Genomic DNA, 15,795 nt, shown 5'->3' with positions numbered 1-15,795 from the left:
AGCGAGGGCTTATCCTGTAGCAGATTTATTGCTATGTTCGTGTTTTACTCGCTTCATCAATGTTATGTCCCGGCCTCGTTCAATTATTTCATATATATTTTAATCCAAAAACTACTACAACAATGACTGATTGTACTAAGATGGCTCTCATCTTCAGATGATCTTTTGCTGATTCTACTTGTCTTTCTTGAATAGGATAATGCACTGGAATGTATCCAGCTTGATTCAACCCCTGGTTAAATTGAACCGAATTAAAATAAAGAGCTAGCGCCAACAAAGGAATGAGAACGATCATGTTATTCACAAAAAAGGTGAGTAGACTCATGACTAAGATGACACGAACAAAGTGCCGTCCCACTTCCGTCCCTCTGACCGCAGATCGTAGTAAAAAATAAACCATTGGATCTTCTTTTTTCTCAAAAAACCATAATGGTACGAGATTCCAAGAACGCGTGGTCGTCTTTACATCTATCACACTACTTAAAAGCAATAAAGCAAGCCTTACGCTTCTCTCCTGAGAAACAATCAGTCTCTGCCAGGAATGAATTGGAAAGATCAGATGTTTATGAAAAAGAATGCCTATAAGTAGAATGCCCGCAACTGCTATCATGATGAATAGTGAGGGAGCTTCGAGTAAAAACACAAAGCTAACGATCAGACTAAGGTGATATACAAAAGATAGAAGAGTTGGTCTTTTTGAACTGATGCTTATCATGAGGATAAGCGAAAGGATATGCAGCATCCCTACTAATTGCATAAGGACAAATAAAGCCATGAATTCTCCTAGCCCTAAAGAGTAGACATAATACAGAAACACGGTGAATACAGTAACTTTTACGCTTTGTATACCGATATTAAAAGCAATTATGCAGCGAAAGTATCCGCGCATATGCATGATTTTAGGAGCCAGATAAATCTCATCATATCGATTAATAAAGCTTATAATTCCTTTGTTGAGTACAAAAAGAAAAAAGATTCCTGTAAGGACGATGGAATGATAATATGATTCATAGCTCTCGTCTCGTAAAAACATCACCACAACATACATTAGAAGCATTGCAAAAGGAACCACACCAAATACCCCACTATGACTGAATGCTTTTGTCAGTAGCTTCATGCTTTGTCGCATAGACTGCTGATATCGTTCAATAAATAACTCCTTCATTCTGCCGCCTCTGTGAGCGAGAAAAATAGTTCTTCTAAATCAGTCTCACTAAGATCCTCCGGACGAAGATATGATCGATCACTATAACGCAGCTGCCTTCCTCTATGTAAAACAATGATTCTATTACATAAACGCTCTGCAATCGTTAACATATGTGTGGAAATGATCAGACCACATCCTTCGTCTTTAAGTCTAATTAGATCTTCTTTGAAGAATTTTAATCCTTGAGGATCAAGCCCCATAAATGGCTCATCGACTACAAGATAGGTTGGATTTGCAATCAATGCGCTGATAATGGAAACTTTTTGCTGTGTACCCTTTGATAATGCATGAGGATATTTGTTCATATGAGAACTCAGTGAGTATCGATCAATTAAGTGGTTAAGATAGTCATCCTCTTTTAAGTGGTAGATCCTTTTAATGAATTGAAAGTGTTCAGTAATGGTTAGATTCGGATACAACTCTGGCTTATCCGGAATATGCGCGAGTTTCTCTCTTTGACTCATCCAATCTTGCTTATCAATGGTTATCTCTCCACTGTGAGGTTTCAGTACGCCTGTCATGTGACGAATGGTTGTGCTTTTCCCAGCACCATTTAAACCAATTAATCCAACAATTTCACCAGGCTGAATATCGAAAGTGATGTCTTTAATGATTTTACGATTTAGATAACCCCCACTCACTTGGTTTACACTCAACATGATTGTACCGACTCCTTCGAATTCAATATTTATCCATCTAAAACCTTCTAGACATGTTATGTAAGCTCCTTCTTTAATCTCCATTTCCAGAAGTAATCGTTGAAACTTACTCATAAGATGATATAATAAACATACTTAATTAAGTTAATTTATTAAGTTTACACGAGAGGAGATTTCTAATGATAAAATTAATAGTCACTGATTTAGATGGAACATTCCTTAACAATCATCACACGTTCAACAAAGAGTATTTCGTAAGGGTTCATGACCAACTAAAAGAAAAAGGAATGACATTTGTAGCATGCACAGGAAAGCAATGCGAACGTGTAGAGGCCCTGTTTGATGGGATTGGTGAGGACATCTGGATTTTAGGGGATAGTGCAACAAGGATTAAGAAAGCAGGTCAGGTTATAAAAGATTTTACAATTGAGCATGGAATTGCAATGCAAGCGATTAATGAAATTGATGCATTCGCATCTGATGTATCCATTATTGCTTGTACGAGAAACGCTGCCTATGTTCATTCTTCCATTAATGAGGGCGCATACAAAATGGTAAGAGGCTCATATGAAAAGGTCATAAAAGTAGATCATTTTACTGAAATCGAAGGCGAAGTATTAAAAATTACGGTGTATGATGATAAGGGCAGAAGCTCTCATCTACGAAAGCACGTTGAATCTTCCCTACTCAACCAAATCTATATTGTAGATTCAGAAGCAAATTGGTTAGATATTACTGCATTAGGGGTTCATAAGGGAGAAACAGTGAAAGTTATTCAATCTATGCTAAACGTCTCAAAAGAAGAAACCGTTTCCTTTGGTGACGGAGAGAATGATGTAGAGCTAATGGATATTGCGTCATACAGCTTTGCCGTTAATAATGCTTGTGAGAATACAAAGCGAGCTGCTCAGTACGTTATGAAGCTCACAAATGATCAAGATGGGGTCTTACACACGATTGAAGCATTATTAAATCTTAATGAAAAGTAGGAGGATAACATGCATGCACTTTTAATGATCCTTCAAGGGCTATCCTCCCTATTCTTCATATGTGCGACGGTCCTATTGATGGGCTTCGTGTCCTTACGTTATGAAAAACGTCATTCTAATGACTAATCAGTATTCATTTAGTTTTTTAAAACTTATCGTTAGGCGGTACACCTATGAAACGTTTAGTTTGGTTAGCCTGTTTTGCCTATTTACTAACAGGCATTGGTCACATCATCCTAGGAAGTGTGTTAGAACCATTAATTGATCATTATGATGTGACCTATAGCGACGGTGGTCAACTTATCATGAATCAATTCTTTGGTTTTCTGGTTGGTGTTCTTTTTACCCCGTTCCTTATTAAAAAGTGGGGAAGAAGAACAACTCTATTGCTCGCCATGACCCTCTTTGCAACGGTTCAGCTTTCACTTTATTCCTTAATTCCGTGGAACTCACTTCTTATGATTATCCCATTTAGTGGAGCCGGGTTCGGGATCATTGAAACATTACTCGCTGGGATGATCGTTGCAGAGCTTAAAGAGAAAAAGGCTTCTATCATGGTCCTGACAGAATTATGTTTTGGGATTGGGGCTTTAACAATCCCGTTAATTGCTGCTTTCTTAATCGCTACAGGTGAATGGAATTCGATCTTCTTATTTGTCTCAATCTTAGTCAGCATAAGCTTTTTCCTATGGTTGTTAGTTAGAGTTGGCCAGTATGAATACATTCTTCGGAAAAAACCTAAGATGCCTTCAGGTAGTCAAATGATTAAAAAAACATATACAAAACCAACACGCCCCCTATTAATCTTGGGATCAGTCTTTTTCTTTTTATATGTTGGACTTGAAATGACGTTCCCTAATTACTTACCGACAATTATGGCAATGACATCAGATTTATCAAATGCTACTGTCGCTCTGAGTATCACGGTTTTTTGGGGAGCTATGACTGTTGGGCGGTTACTGATGATCTTTATCGTGAATCGCTTTAGGATATGGAACTTATTTATGGGGATGGTTGTCGGTCAGATGGTGAGCATTGGGTTGTTTGCTCTTTCTCCAAACGCTACATTCAGTTTCATCGTAATCTTTATTGCTGGTATTCTTATGGGTGGAATCTTCTCATTAGGGCTTCTAGTTATTAATGGGGGTATCCCTGGTTTAGAGGACCGTACGACCAGTATTTTAATCGCCATGGGTGGCTTGGGTGGCGCACTACTCCCTAAATTTGCAGGGAACCTGTTAGATGAATATCCAGTCCATGTGACTTTATGGGTTATGTTTGCTTTTTCTGTCGTAATGAGTCTCCTTCTCTTCTTCATACACCTTGCATACAAAAAACTACATGTAGACGATTCACCTGTATTGACTGAGGAGACCCATTCAAAAAACCTTCAAATCTAACGTTTGAAGGTTTTTTGACGTTCATTTATAACCGATAAGGTGTATTCTCATTTGCTAACCAGCGTAAGCCAGAGGTCATACTCTCTTGGAATTTGGTATCAATCAAGATCGTAGGTTTGTTGGGATGTTGCCGTAATTGGCCATTTCTTTCTAATGCATCAACAACCAGCTCCTCTGATAAATGGATGGACGAAATGACAATATAATTTGGAGCAAGCGCTGCATTATAGAAAGAAATCACTTCAGAAATGGCATCAACTAATTCTTGATCCGTTTGCGGCGGGTTCTTATCCATTAGAAACGGCAGATATTTCCCCTCTCCAGCTAAACCTAAATTCCCTTCAATCAACGTATGATTACTAAAGATCGTAATACCTGGCGAACTCTCTTTTGGGAAATAGATCCCGACAATCGTCCCAGCCAACTGCTCGTTACATCTTATAAAATAACCGATAGTTGTAAGATGCGCATCATTTTGAATAGAGATAGGGACATCCGTATGGCTTGCTAATACCTCTTTAATGCGCCATCCAGTAAATTGTTGACCCCAGCTGGATGTAACCTCATCATGAAATACCTTTCCAGGGATGGATAATGCGATGTTATCTATGTTTGTATCGCTAGTATGTAAACAATGTAAAATGGCGGCTATTAATTTGTCTAATGATACCTCCGTATAATCCATCTGCCATTCTTGTTTCTCTTCTCCGTATAGATTAACAACCTTGGCTACAATACAAAGATTCGATCGATTGTTTTGAATTGAAAGTAACAGCGAATGGGTTTGATCTGCATTAAATACGTACTCAATTGCAGGTCTGCCCATTGGCGGTTGAATGACTTCTCCTTCCATTATGACTTGATCTTTTAAAAGCTCCTTGATTAACGAGTTCGTTGTCACAACACTTAGACCGGTTTCTTTCCCTATTTCGGAAGCAACCATCTTTCGGTTAGAGAACATAATGCGTTTGACAAGGTCTAGGTTCTGCTTGCGAATCATATTTGTACCCAATGATTAATGCCTCCACTGTTTTTATATCTTACCTTCTCTTCGCTCTTCCTTATATCATACATGAGTTTTCGCCATATACCCATCTACCTTACAAATAAACGCAAATAGTTTTGGAATAAGAGGTTCATCCGAGTAGATTTGGGAAAACATGCTATGTAGGTATCAACCTAACAACGGTGAGGAGAATATCTATGATCCTACTTTTCGAAAAAGATCTGTTTCGTCGTGAGCTTACCTTTCTTAAAAGATTAAGGGTTAAAGCGCGTGAAGATTGTCCCCTATTCGCCGTGACCCTTGATGAAGATATTCATCAACTTGAAAAAGCTCTTGAGGAGATAAACGTAAAGGAAAATAAGTAGTTCATCCTGTCAAGAAACGTTTAAGAAAACAGAAAGACGGAGGTGTCTATGATTAACACTATTACTAACAAAGAACTTCTATTCAAAGCATTAGACTACACGAGAGCCGGTGTATTAATCACAGATCCTCAGCTAGAAGACAATCCGATTATATACGCAAACCAAGGATTCTATGAGATGACAGGATACGCAGCATCTGAAATTATTGGTCAAAATTGTCGCTTCCTTCAGGGAGAAGAAACCGACTTAAATGAAGTGAAAAGGCTACGTGAATCCATTTTAGCGAACGAGTCCTGCACGGTCACTTTATACAACTACAAAAAGTCAGGCGAAGGCTTTTGGAACAGCTTGACGGTTGACCATTTGTACGTTGAAGAAGAAGAGAAACATTTCTTTATTGGTGTGCAAAAGGACGTGACTCGAGAGAAAGAGATTGAACGAGAGCTGCTTGGCTCACAGCAGGAAATCGCGAGTCTTGCCTGTCCGATCGTTCCCGTATTTAAGGGTGTAGCCGTCCTGCCGTTAATTGGAAAAGTGAATCAAGAGCGCTTTAACCACATCTTAACTGTCACAACAGAAGAAATTGTGGAGCGCAGGCTAACGACTATTATTGCCGATTTGTCTGGTGTCACCAATGCCAATGACTTCCTGTTAGCAGATTTAGTTACGCTTAAAGATGTCATTCGTATGCAAGGAGCGAACCTAATCATTACCGGTATGTCTTCAACAATTGCCATGGATATACTACAGACGAGGGATCTGCTTTATAATAATTTGCAAACTGCTGGCTCTGTTCAAGAAGTGATTCAGACCTTAATTGAAAAAGAAAAAGAAAAACTCGACTGAGCGTGCAGTCGAGTTTTTTTGTATCTAAGGCTTTAAAATAACTTTAATACAATCATCCTTATGATCGTTAAAGATACGATACCCGTGGCTTGCTTCATCGAGTGAGAGTTTATGCGTAATAATTTCCTTTGGATCAAACTCCCCATTCATAATCTTCGTAAAGAGCTCTGGCATTAAATGAATGACTGGCGCCTGACCCATCTTCAAGTTTATGTTTCTAATCCAAAAGGCTCCAAGCGGAAAGAGATTGTAATTACTTCCGTATACGCCTGTTAACTGAACGGTTCCAAATTTACGGACAGCCTTTGTAGCAATCTGAATCGGACCCAATGTACCGCCTTGTAGCTTCAGTTTTTGCTCAATATATTCTAACGGAGATTTCTTCCCATCCATCCCCACACAATCGATGACAACGTCTGCTCCACCATGAGTGATCTCTTTTAGGTGTTCACCCATATCCGGATATTTTGTGAATTCATACACTTCCACATTATTCATTTTCTTCGCTTGCGCCATCCGATAATCAAGGTAATCAACCGCAATAACCCTTTTAGCCCCTTGCATCCACGCAAACTTTTGAGCCATTAACCCTACAGGACCACAACCCAAAACAATGACGGTATCATCCTTTTTCACGCCAGCGTTTAGAACACTCCAATATGCTGTAGGCAATACATCTGATAAAAACAATAACGACTCATCTTCTAGCTCACATGACTCTGGAATGCGGAATGGAGTGAAGTTTCCAAAGGGGACTTTTAAATACTCCGCCTGCCCACCTGGATGATTCCCAAACTTCTCCGTATATCCAAAGTACCCACCTGAATCATAATGAGGATTTGAGTTATCACACTGACTTTCCATCTCATGATGACAATAAAAACACTGACCGCAAGAGACGTTAAAAGGAACAACCACTCGATCTCCCTTTTTTACTCTTGTTACCTCAGGCCCAACCTCTTCTACAATACCCATAGGCTCGTGACCAATGACATATCCCTTAGGCAACGGCATATTTCCTTGATATAAATGCAAATCCGATCCGCATATCGCTGTAGATGTAATTTTTACAATAATATCATCTTTCTTCTCAAGCTTTGCGTCATCCACATGGCTAACGTGCACCTCATTTGGACCTTGATACGTGACTGCTTTCACACGAATCCTCCTCATCATTTGTCATACCCTTCATGGTTGACTAAAATGGAGGAAATATTCTCTGTGTGGCAAGATTATCTGTCTTATTAGCAGATAAGATAAGAAAACATTATCGCGATCGATCTATAGGGTTGTTTAATTGATATGCTTATTTGGCTTTGATCTTTTCCTACAATGAACAATCATCTGCGGACTATCCTCAGCGAACGCTCCCTTCTTCCACGTACCAAACAAATGAACCTGTTCAAATCCATGAGCTTCTAGTAATCTTTTAAGCTCCATCGGGTACGTATAACGTAAGGAGATCGATTCTTTTTCTGTCCCTAAAGTCACTCCTTCCTCCTTCCAAATCTTCTCCGTTACGCAATGTAAGACTTGTGTAGAATGATCGTAGGTTTCTGTATGTTTTCCTTCTATCCTTTTTCCGTTAATGACTTCAACCGTTTCACTTATATCAACAACACTCAATTCAGCTAAAATTGGATTTCTCGTATCAAAAACAAATTCCCCACCCGGTTCTAAATGTCGACCTACAGATTGAAGCAGAGCATCCTGACTTTCATTCGTCAAAAAGTGTTGAAAGGAATTACCGGTCATATAAATGAGTGGAGATTTGATTTGAAGATCCAACTCGGTGCAATCCTGCTGTTCAAAACGAATTTGCAGATGAGCGTCTGCAGCCTTTTTTCTAGCCCGGTTTAACATCCCTTCATGCAGATCAACGCCAATAACATGGAGACCCTGCTTTGATAACGGAATCGTTACTCTTCCCGTTCCACATGCAAGATCAATGATAGGGGATTGTATCTCACTCGCATGCTCCATTATGTATAACAGGTCATCTTGATATAATTCATGTAATGCATCGTATTGTGTGGGGTCCGCGTATTTTTGGAGATTTGATTTGAATATATCTTTCATTTTGCTTCACCTCCTTTAAATCAACTTCTTCCTCCGCAGGTACATCTCGATGTCTTCTTTCGTCCGTTCAAAATAGAGATTCTCATGCTTACCGTAATTAAAGAATCCATGCTCCATCCCTTCGTACGTTTTGAATTCAATGCGGTTACCAACTTCATTCATCTCTTCCACAAACCGTTTGTTTTGCTCACAAAGATCGTCTCCCGTTCCACAAATCCAGAGAGTGTCTGGTAGGATCTTTTTTATATGATGCAGAGGTGAAAAGTCGGCTGCTTGATCAAGAAGCTCTGGGTATCTTCTTCTCATAATGTCCACACCGTCCATATCAGCAGAAAAGATGATGAGACTATCGGGCAAGTGATCAACATCCACTGCGGACTCTTTTTCATCATCCAGGTCAGAGAACATCAAAGAAGAAACAGTGATATACCCACCTGCTGAAGACCCACAAACAATGATCTTACTCGGGTCTACACCTAGTTTGTTTGCATGTTTCCTCACATAACGAATGGCTGATTTCACATCACAAATCGCTTGAGGTGGAATGAAGTCTTCATCCGCACCATTCCGATAATCCACGCAGATCGCAAGCATTCCTAAGGTTGAAAAATAATGCGCCTGATGCTGGAATTGGTTGGCTAGCTTTGGATCTTGTTTGAAGCTACCACCGTTAAAAAAGAGAAGGGCAGGACGGGGGTGACTAGTTTTGGAGGGTGGTTCAAAAGTATATAAAGTTAAACGCCGATCCCCCACTACCTTGTAGATTACTTCGCCAACTTCATAATCAAACTGAATTTTTTCCATGAGAATCTCCTTTCATGTTTTGCTCGATTTGAATAATGTTGCTTATGACAGTATCCACATCATGATCAGTCTTGATCACAGACAAATGGTCTGCTTCTTCTGGACTTGGGGATGTGGCTGAATCCGCCTGTTGTTTCCTAAGAACATCTTCAAAGCTGTTATAAGGTCCTCTGAATATTGTTGTTTCCCGATGACTTCTAGCAATTCGTTGCTCAAGGATCTGATCATCAAGATCAAAGTGCACTAAGATCCGAATGTATTCACCCTGATGAAAAAGCTCGTTCAGCAAATATTTCCTACCATCCTTTGTTCTGTTAGCATTACAAACAATGAAGTTAAGATCGTTATGCTTCTGCGCGTACTCAACAATTAACTGTGAAAGGGCATGCTTTAATGTATTAGGTCCTTGCGTAGGCTGAAGAACTTTATAGTAATGATTAATAAATTCTGCATGATGATCTTGATCAAGAATAAATGAGTTCACTAGCTGGTTCTCTAGTTTCTTTGCAAATGTACTTTTTCCACTATGTGTTTTGCCTACTGTTATGATAGCTAACCGTTTTGACATTACTATCCCCTCCCCTTCCAATTATATCTCACTTTTGTTAATTAACGGGCGAATTAAAAAAAGACTTAGTCAGATATTTACTCTAACTAAGCCTAATCATAACTTATGGTCTCACAAGGATCTTACACTGCTTTTTATCATTAATAAGCATCTCAAATCCTTCTGCAACAATGTCGTCTAACTCAATGATACTTGTAATAACTGAATCTACATTTAGTGATCCCTTTGAAAGGAGATCGATGGCTTGAGGGAAAATGTTGTTATAGCCAAGAGACGAGTTAATTTTCTTTTCACCCACAACTTGCAACGTCGGATGATATTGGATTGGTGCTGCAAAAATGCTGACAATCATAAGCTCACCATTTGGCTTTATCACATCAAGCGATTGATTAAATGTAGCTTCTATTCCTGCTACATCAAATGAGACATCCACCCCACCGTTTGTGCTGTCTTTGATTACTTGTGCTACGTCTTTTTTTAAAGGATTTAACACAACATCCGCGCCCATTTTTAGTGCAAGCTCTCTTCGCTCATCACTCACCTCTGCAACAAAGATCTTGCTTGCACCAGCTGCTCTTAAGCATTCAGCAAGGAGAAGTCCGATTGGCCCAGCTCCGAACAAAGCTACTGTGTCTCCAATCTTAAATGTACTCTTCCGAATGGCTTGAAGAACTACAGCAATCGGTTCCAGTAAGGCTGCACGTTCAAAACTAAGTGAGTCAGGTAAAACAAAAACATTAGACTCCTTTATGACAGCATATTCAGCAAACCCACCAAACTCGTGGATGCCATACGATTTCATATTCGCGCAAATATTATAATTCCCTTTTTTACAGGTCTCACATTCGCCGCAGCCCCAAATCGGCTCAACCGCAACTCGGTCGCCCATCTTAAATCTCGTAACACTTTCTCCGAGCTCAACAACTTCACCTGTGAACTCGTGACCTAATACCATTTGATCAGACGTAACAAAGTTTTTATGCATGTACTCATGGAGATCGGTTCCACAGATCCCTGCGTATTTGACTTTAATCTTAACCGCATCGTGTTGTACCGTTAAATCTTGTACATTTTCTACTTTTACATTTTTAGATCCATAGTACATTAGCGCTTTCATAATATGTAATTGTCCCCTTTTGATTCAATTTGAAAAATTTGTCGAATCTTATACTTATTATACGTAACGGGGTTATTTTGTACAACTAAATAGGTATGATATCACAGTAAAATATGATTATACTATTTACAATATTATCAACATAAATGTAAACTAATACCTGATTTTATTAATATTAGATCACATTTCAAGCGGGAATAGGTATAATTTTACTTATGAAATGAGGTTCTTCTTGGTAAATGTACGGGTTTTCTTAATGGGGTACATGGAGTTCTTAGTCCGAGGGGCTTTTGTCTTGCTAATCGTGGTCATTTCTTGGTAACTTCCGCTCGCTTCTTACTATCGACACCTGTTTCTTGATGGAACTCGCTCTGGTGGTCTTCTGTCAAGAAAGTGGACACTAAAAAGTAAGAGTGATTCCTCTCGAAGCCTATCTTACTGCCTCTACTGAGATAGATGAAATCTTATCTAAAAGTCTGGAGAAACGTTCTTTTGCCTAACTAATTGTTTTTTGCGAGTCATGATTGGTCTTTTGTGCGTAGGTTCTCTCAAATTGGTTTGGGGATTGGTAGTTCAAATTCGAATGCCTTCTCGTTTCATTGTACCGACTGTAAATGTAGTGATGAATGGATTTCATCGCCTCGTTTCTTGTTTGAAATCGAAAACGATAGATGAGTTCTCTTTTAATGGTCGCGTGAAACGATTCAATACACGCATTGTCATAGGGATCGCCTTTTCGGCTCATACTTATAGTGGCTTTCACTTGAGTAAGTGCCTCGATATACTCGTTTGAACAATATTGAGCTCCTCGATCAGAGTGGTGAATAAGCCCCTTCGGGGGGCGTCTAGTCGCTATCGCACGCTCAAGAGCGTGTAACACAAGGTCTTTTTCCATCGAATTACTCATATTTAGGCCCACAATTTTTCGAGAAAACAGGTCCATAATGGATGCGACGTATAACCAGCCCTCTAATGTCCGAACATACGTAATATCTGTCACCCATATGGCATTTGGGTACGCAGCTTGAAACACTCTCTTCAGTAAATTGGGATACACATGTAGAGTGTGCGTGGAATCCGTTGTGACGACATATCTCGCTTTAGGCTTTGCGCTAACCTTCATTTCTTGCATATATCGCGCCACCGTTTTTTGCGAGATCACATAGCCCCATTCGATTAGATCCTGATGGACGCGAGGACTTCCGTACGTAGCCAAGCTCTCGTGGAACGATTGACTAATCTTCTTTTTTACGTCCGCTTTCCGTTTTTCACTCTCTGTTTTCCCACCGCGTAGTTTGGCTTTCCACTTGTAGAATCCACTGGTCGAGACTTGAAGGACTGAACACATCTTCACAATGGAATGTTCATCTTGATGAGCATCCATAAAATGAAATTTTATTTGGGCTTTTGCGTGAAGATGTGCATGGCCTTTTTTAAGATCTCGTTCTCCTCTCGAAGAGAGAGCATTTCCTTTTCATGATGCTTCTTTAACTTCTCCACTTCGGATGGAGTCAAATAATCGCCTGAATTTGGCTTTTCTTGTTTCTTCTTATAATCTTGAACCCAGCGGTGGATGGAGGAAACATGAACTTCCAATTCATACGCCATGTCGCTCGCCTTTTTGCCTTCTTCGATGATTAACTTCGCCACATACTCACGATAATCAAGAGAATACTTTTTCGTCATAGGAACACGTCCTTTGTCAGATTAGATTTAGTGTACAGAGAATCAAATTAACGTGTCCACTTTTTAGACTAACCTCACTGGGCTTGGTGAAATCTCTGTTCCTCTTGCTAACGGCTTGAGTTTCTTGCTTAAATGGGCTAGGACCTTGGTTTGATGTCTATTCTTCTTGGTATCGCCTACTGTGCGCTAAACTGCAGTCTCAGTCTTGGTTGGGGTCCTGTATCCCTTGGTATTGGTGCTTATCTTCTTGGTTCGAGAGATTTTGATCTTGCTATTCAGGTTGGCTTCTTGGTAACTTCCGCTCGCTTCTTGCTATCGGCACCTGTTTCTTGATAGGACTTACTCTGGGCTTGGTGAAATCTCTGTTCTTCTTGCTAAGGCTTCTCGTTTCTTGCTTAACCACACTAGGAGCTTGGTTCACAGCTCTTTTCTCTTGGTATCGTTATAAAAAGGGGGGCTTTTTATCATTTATTGGTTTCGTCACTTACCTCAAGTTGATATAGATCAATCAGAATGGACACCTTTCATTAAAAATCTATGGTTTCGCCGGCATTATATGAAGTTTGTTTATGTCCTTCAGTTCCTGATCCTTTCTATTCCTTTTCAAGTAGAGTTAGGTTTGTCCCAACTCAACATGATTTCCCTCATTCTACTAGCAGCCAGCACCTTTATTGTTCATGAGTGGATTCATATTGTTCTAGTTCACAAGAAAGGCGACATGAGCCTGACGTTTAGAGGAGTTTTCTTTTGGTTACATTCAAGCGCGGTCTTATCCAAACCACGGTTCTTTCTATTTATGAGTTCTCCCTTTATCTTATTAACGATGATCCCGGGCACTCTGAGTCTTTTCACGTCTGGGGAACTACAGGTAACCCTTCTCTTTGTCTGTTGGATCAACACATTCTTTTCTGCTTCGGATCTTTTTAATTCAATTCTCATTCTTTTAAAACCAAGGAACTCTAAGTTTTATAGAGGTTTTTATAAAGTGGAGTCTGTTCGGTAAGGGTTGGGAGTCTATCTCCCTAGCCGCCACACTCCGCTCGCCCCTTTTATAAAGCCAGCTCGTTCATAAAAATTTGTGTTCTCTTCTGCAAATGTAACGGTTATGATTTCGATTCCTGTACTCTCTGCCTCTGCTAGTAGTTCGTTTACAATCTTTAATCCAATCCCAACTCCTTGATAATCTGGATGAACGATCACGTCTTCCATATATCCGTGCTCTAAACCCATGCCACACAGATAGCCGAATGCGATTAATCTTCCTGAGTCATCTTTTACTCCAGCCCAGAATAGACATCGTTCAAATAAACGTGGATAATCTTGATCTCTTCTATCCCAGCCTACGACCTCTCTTAGATCAGGCACTTCATGCTGTTCTAGTGGTAGATTGATTTGTGCAGCAAGCATCATACGTGCCTCTCCCCTCATCATTCCATTAAGGAAAAGTCATATCCTTGGTAATCCATTTTAAGCTTAAGTCCTAGTTTTTCAGCAATCGCAACTGACGCAAGGTTCGTCTCCATGCAGTCCCAATATGGTACATTGCTTGAGTCTAGACATTCTTTTATAAAAGCTGCGGCTACATGTTGAGCAAGGCCACGGCCTCGATAGGGTTTGTAGGTTTCCACTCCCATACAATGAACGTTTCCTGCCACGTACCCAGAAAAGCAATAACTGACAATCTCATGCTCATAGATCATGCAATATCCTAAACCGTGATGAAGAAATGAATGGATTGATGGCCAGAATTCCAGTATTTCTTCCTTTAGTTGAGGAAGGTTTTTAATTTTGTTATTGCTCAGTAGGTCCCGGTTCATTTTCACACATTTAAATGGTTTTGGAATGAGCAACTTCGCAGGCTCAATAAATGAATCCTTATCTAATAAATACACTCTTTGATTCCAGCTGCCAATGGTTCGATGTTGAAACACGTTTTCAAAGGTTTGATTCCACCCAGAATGATAGGCCAAGGCTTCAAACCATTCTAGGCCAACTTTTTTTGCCTCCGGTTTAATCGTTTGATTGATAAATGGGTTTAATGCTTGATTAAAGGGTTGATTATCGGCGTCACCAAAAAAGAGGAACCCATCGTTTGAATACAACCACACAAAACCGGTGGCAGGCTGATCTGTATTATCCACGAACACGCGCCCTGGACTTGTCCCTTCTAGTACAGCTTTAACTTCTGCTAATCCATCAACTTGAAGCAACCTAAGACACTTTTGAAACTGATTCTTTTTCAGTTCGATGATCATAAGGCCCTCCTGAACATTATTTAGTAGCAATCAGTAAAAAACGTTTAGAGTTTGTGCGTATTCCTTTTTTTGTTTTATTTGTTTGGATGAATTGATCGAATCGATCGATATCAATTGAACCTTCTAGAAAGTTAGGAATAATTGGTGTGTGGTTTAAAAGGAATAGAAGATCCTCTTTCCTTTTATAGTATTCTGTTGCGTTGTATTCTAGTTCTACAATCGATGTAAAACCCGCCTCTTTTAACTCAACTTTATATTTTTGTTTTAACTTCCCGCCTTGCTCCCCATAAGACTGTCCTCTTCCAAATTCCTTTTTCAAATTCAGCTTATCTTCTTCGCTGACTTGTTGTGTGATAAATGTCCCGCCTTGCTTTAGGACTCTGTTTACTTCACTAGCTGTAAAAGGAGCATGTCTGCACGTCACGATGTGAAAGAATTGATCTGGAAATGCTAACTCATGATTAGACATTTCATGAAAGCTTATATTTGAGATTTCATACTTTTCAAGATTACGTTTAGCTGTCCTGATCATATTCTGAGACGAATCAATTCCAATTAGAAATAAAAAATCTGCAGCTAACCTTATTACATTTTCGCCTCCACCAGTACCAAGGTCTAATAAGGTATCAGATTCCTTGCCAATCTCTCTTACTTTCTCATTAAAATCCCACTCCACTCCTTCAAGTTCAACCTGAAGATCACTGAAATTCCATCCATTTATCTCTCCAACTTTGTTATAAAACTCTTCTTCATTTATAAGAGCCACAACCTTTCGTTCTGCTATTGCTACTTTCCACGTAAAACAAAAAAATCC

Annotated in this window: 18 protein-coding genes; 5 read left to right on the top strand and 13 right to left on the bottom strand. The window is 39.6% G+C overall.

Translation table 11 applies throughout. From position 1 onward, the window contains the following. Positions 1-88: 88 nt before the first annotated feature. Together NSQ54_01845 and NSQ54_01840 are read right to left on the bottom strand one after the other, a co-directional pair. Positions 89-1,165 (bottom strand): ABC transporter permease, encoded by a 1,077-nt coding sequence (locus tag NSQ54_01845; GenBank protein WYP26879.1) that lies wholly within the window; start codon positions 1,163-1,165, stop codon positions 89-91. Beyond that, complete coding sequence (locus NSQ54_01840) at positions 1,162-1,866, bottom strand: ABC transporter ATP-binding protein (protein ID WYP26878.1); 705 nt, start codon at positions 1,864-1,866, stop codon at positions 1,162-1,164. Before NSQ54_01840 ends, NSQ54_01845 begins: the two co-directional genes overlap by 4 nt. Positions 1,867-2,045: 179 nt before the next feature. Here NSQ54_01840 and NSQ54_01835 point away from each other — a divergent pair, with 179 nt between their 5' ends. Together NSQ54_01835 and NSQ54_01830 are read left to right on the top strand one after the other, a co-directional pair. After that, on the top strand, positions 2,046-2,855 hold the full coding sequence (locus NSQ54_01835; GenBank protein WYP26877.1) for an HAD-IIB family hydrolase: 810 nt from the start codon (positions 2,046-2,048) through the stop codon (positions 2,853-2,855). 173 nt (positions 2,856-3,028) lie between these two features. Continuing rightward, a complete protein-coding gene (locus tag NSQ54_01830) occupies positions 3,029-4,255 on the top strand; it encodes an MFS transporter (protein ID WYP26876.1) in 1,227 nt (408 codons plus the stop codon). A 25-nt stretch (positions 4,256-4,280) separates the two neighbouring features. On the opposite strand, the gene NSQ54_01825 is transcribed toward NSQ54_01830, so the two are convergent. Then, a complete protein-coding gene (locus tag NSQ54_01825) occupies positions 4,281-5,267 on the bottom strand; it encodes an ROK family protein (GenBank protein WYP26875.1) in 987 nt (328 codons plus the stop codon). A 191-nt stretch (positions 5,268-5,458) separates the two neighbouring features. On the opposite strand from NSQ54_01825, the gene NSQ54_01820 reads away from it, so the two are divergent. Next, the gene (locus NSQ54_01820; GenBank protein WYP26874.1) at positions 5,459-5,626 is read left to right on the top strand and encodes a hypothetical protein; all 168 of its coding nucleotides are present in this window, start codon (positions 5,459-5,461) and stop codon (positions 5,624-5,626) included. Between the two features lie 48 nt (positions 5,627-5,674). Beyond that, positions 5,675-6,472, top strand: a complete 798-nt coding sequence (locus tag NSQ54_01815; protein ID WYP26873.1) for a PAS domain-containing protein — start codon at positions 5,675-5,677, stop codon at positions 6,470-6,472. Positions 6,473-6,496: 24 nt separating this feature from the next. Here NSQ54_01815 and NSQ54_01810 read toward each other — a convergent pair whose 3' ends face one another. The 7 genes from NSQ54_01810 to NSQ54_01780 form a co-directional block, all read right to left on the bottom strand. Further along, complete coding sequence (locus tag NSQ54_01810; GenBank protein ID WYP26872.1) at positions 6,497-7,630, bottom strand: zinc-dependent alcohol dehydrogenase; 1,134 nt, start codon at positions 7,628-7,630, stop codon at positions 6,497-6,499. 135 nt (positions 7,631-7,765) lie between these two features. Continuing rightward, complete coding sequence (locus NSQ54_01805) at positions 7,766-8,551, bottom strand: class I SAM-dependent methyltransferase (protein WYP26871.1); 786 nt, start codon at positions 8,549-8,551, stop codon at positions 7,766-7,768. A gap of 15 nt (positions 8,552-8,566) precedes the next feature. Continuing rightward, positions 8,567-9,355, bottom strand: coding sequence for an alpha/beta hydrolase (locus NSQ54_01800; GenBank protein WYP26870.1), 789 nt, complete (start codon positions 9,353-9,355; stop codon positions 8,567-8,569). Continuing rightward, positions 9,336-9,923, bottom strand: a complete 588-nt coding sequence (locus NSQ54_01795; GenBank protein WYP26869.1) for an ATP-binding protein — start codon at positions 9,921-9,923, stop codon at positions 9,336-9,338. Before NSQ54_01795 ends, NSQ54_01800 begins: the two co-directional genes overlap by 20 nt. Before the next feature lie 103 nt (positions 9,924-10,026). Then, the gene (locus NSQ54_01790) at positions 10,027-11,040 is read right to left on the bottom strand and encodes a 2,3-butanediol dehydrogenase (protein WYP26868.1); all 1,014 of its coding nucleotides are present in this window, start codon (positions 11,038-11,040) and stop codon (positions 10,027-10,029) included. A 496-nt stretch (positions 11,041-11,536) separates the two neighbouring features. Next, positions 11,537-12,424, bottom strand: a complete 888-nt coding sequence (locus tag NSQ54_01785; GenBank protein ID WYP26867.1) for an IS3 family transposase — start codon at positions 12,422-12,424, stop codon at positions 11,537-11,539. A gap of 11 nt (positions 12,425-12,435) precedes the next feature. Next, complete coding sequence (locus NSQ54_01780) at positions 12,436-12,726, bottom strand: transposase (protein WYP26866.1); 291 nt, start codon at positions 12,724-12,726, stop codon at positions 12,436-12,438. Between the two features lie 499 nt (positions 12,727-13,225). Here NSQ54_01780 and NSQ54_01775 point away from each other — a divergent pair, with 499 nt between their 5' ends. After that, positions 13,226-13,729: a DUF3267 domain-containing protein gene (locus NSQ54_01775; GenBank protein ID WYP28478.1), complete on the top strand. Its 504-nt coding sequence runs from the start codon at positions 13,226-13,228 to the stop codon at positions 13,727-13,729. 11 nt (positions 13,730-13,740) lie between these two features. Here NSQ54_01775 and NSQ54_01770 read toward each other — a convergent pair whose 3' ends face one another. From NSQ54_01770 to NSQ54_01760, 3 genes are read right to left on the bottom strand one after another with little or no spacing between them, the layout of a single operon-like run. Beyond that, a complete protein-coding gene (locus NSQ54_01770) occupies positions 13,741-14,136 on the bottom strand; it encodes a GNAT family N-acetyltransferase (protein ID WYP26865.1) in 396 nt (131 codons plus the stop codon). Between the two features lie 17 nt (positions 14,137-14,153). Further along, positions 14,154-14,981, bottom strand: a complete 828-nt coding sequence (locus NSQ54_01765) for a GNAT family N-acetyltransferase (GenBank protein ID WYP26864.1) — start codon at positions 14,979-14,981, stop codon at positions 14,154-14,156. 16 nt (positions 14,982-14,997) lie between these two features. Beyond that, positions 14,998-15,738, bottom strand: coding sequence for a class I SAM-dependent methyltransferase (locus NSQ54_01760; GenBank protein ID WYP28477.1), 741 nt, complete (start codon positions 15,736-15,738; stop codon positions 14,998-15,000). Positions 15,739-15,795: the final 57 nt, after the last annotated feature.

Origin of the sequence: Alkalihalobacillus sp. FSL W8-0930, from assembly GCA_037965595.1 — a bacterium.
In the GTDB taxonomy this organism is placed as follows: Bacteria; Bacillota; Bacilli; order Bacillales; family Bacillaceae_D; genus Alkalicoccobacillus.
This window is presented reverse-complemented; position numbering and strand designations above follow the sequence as displayed.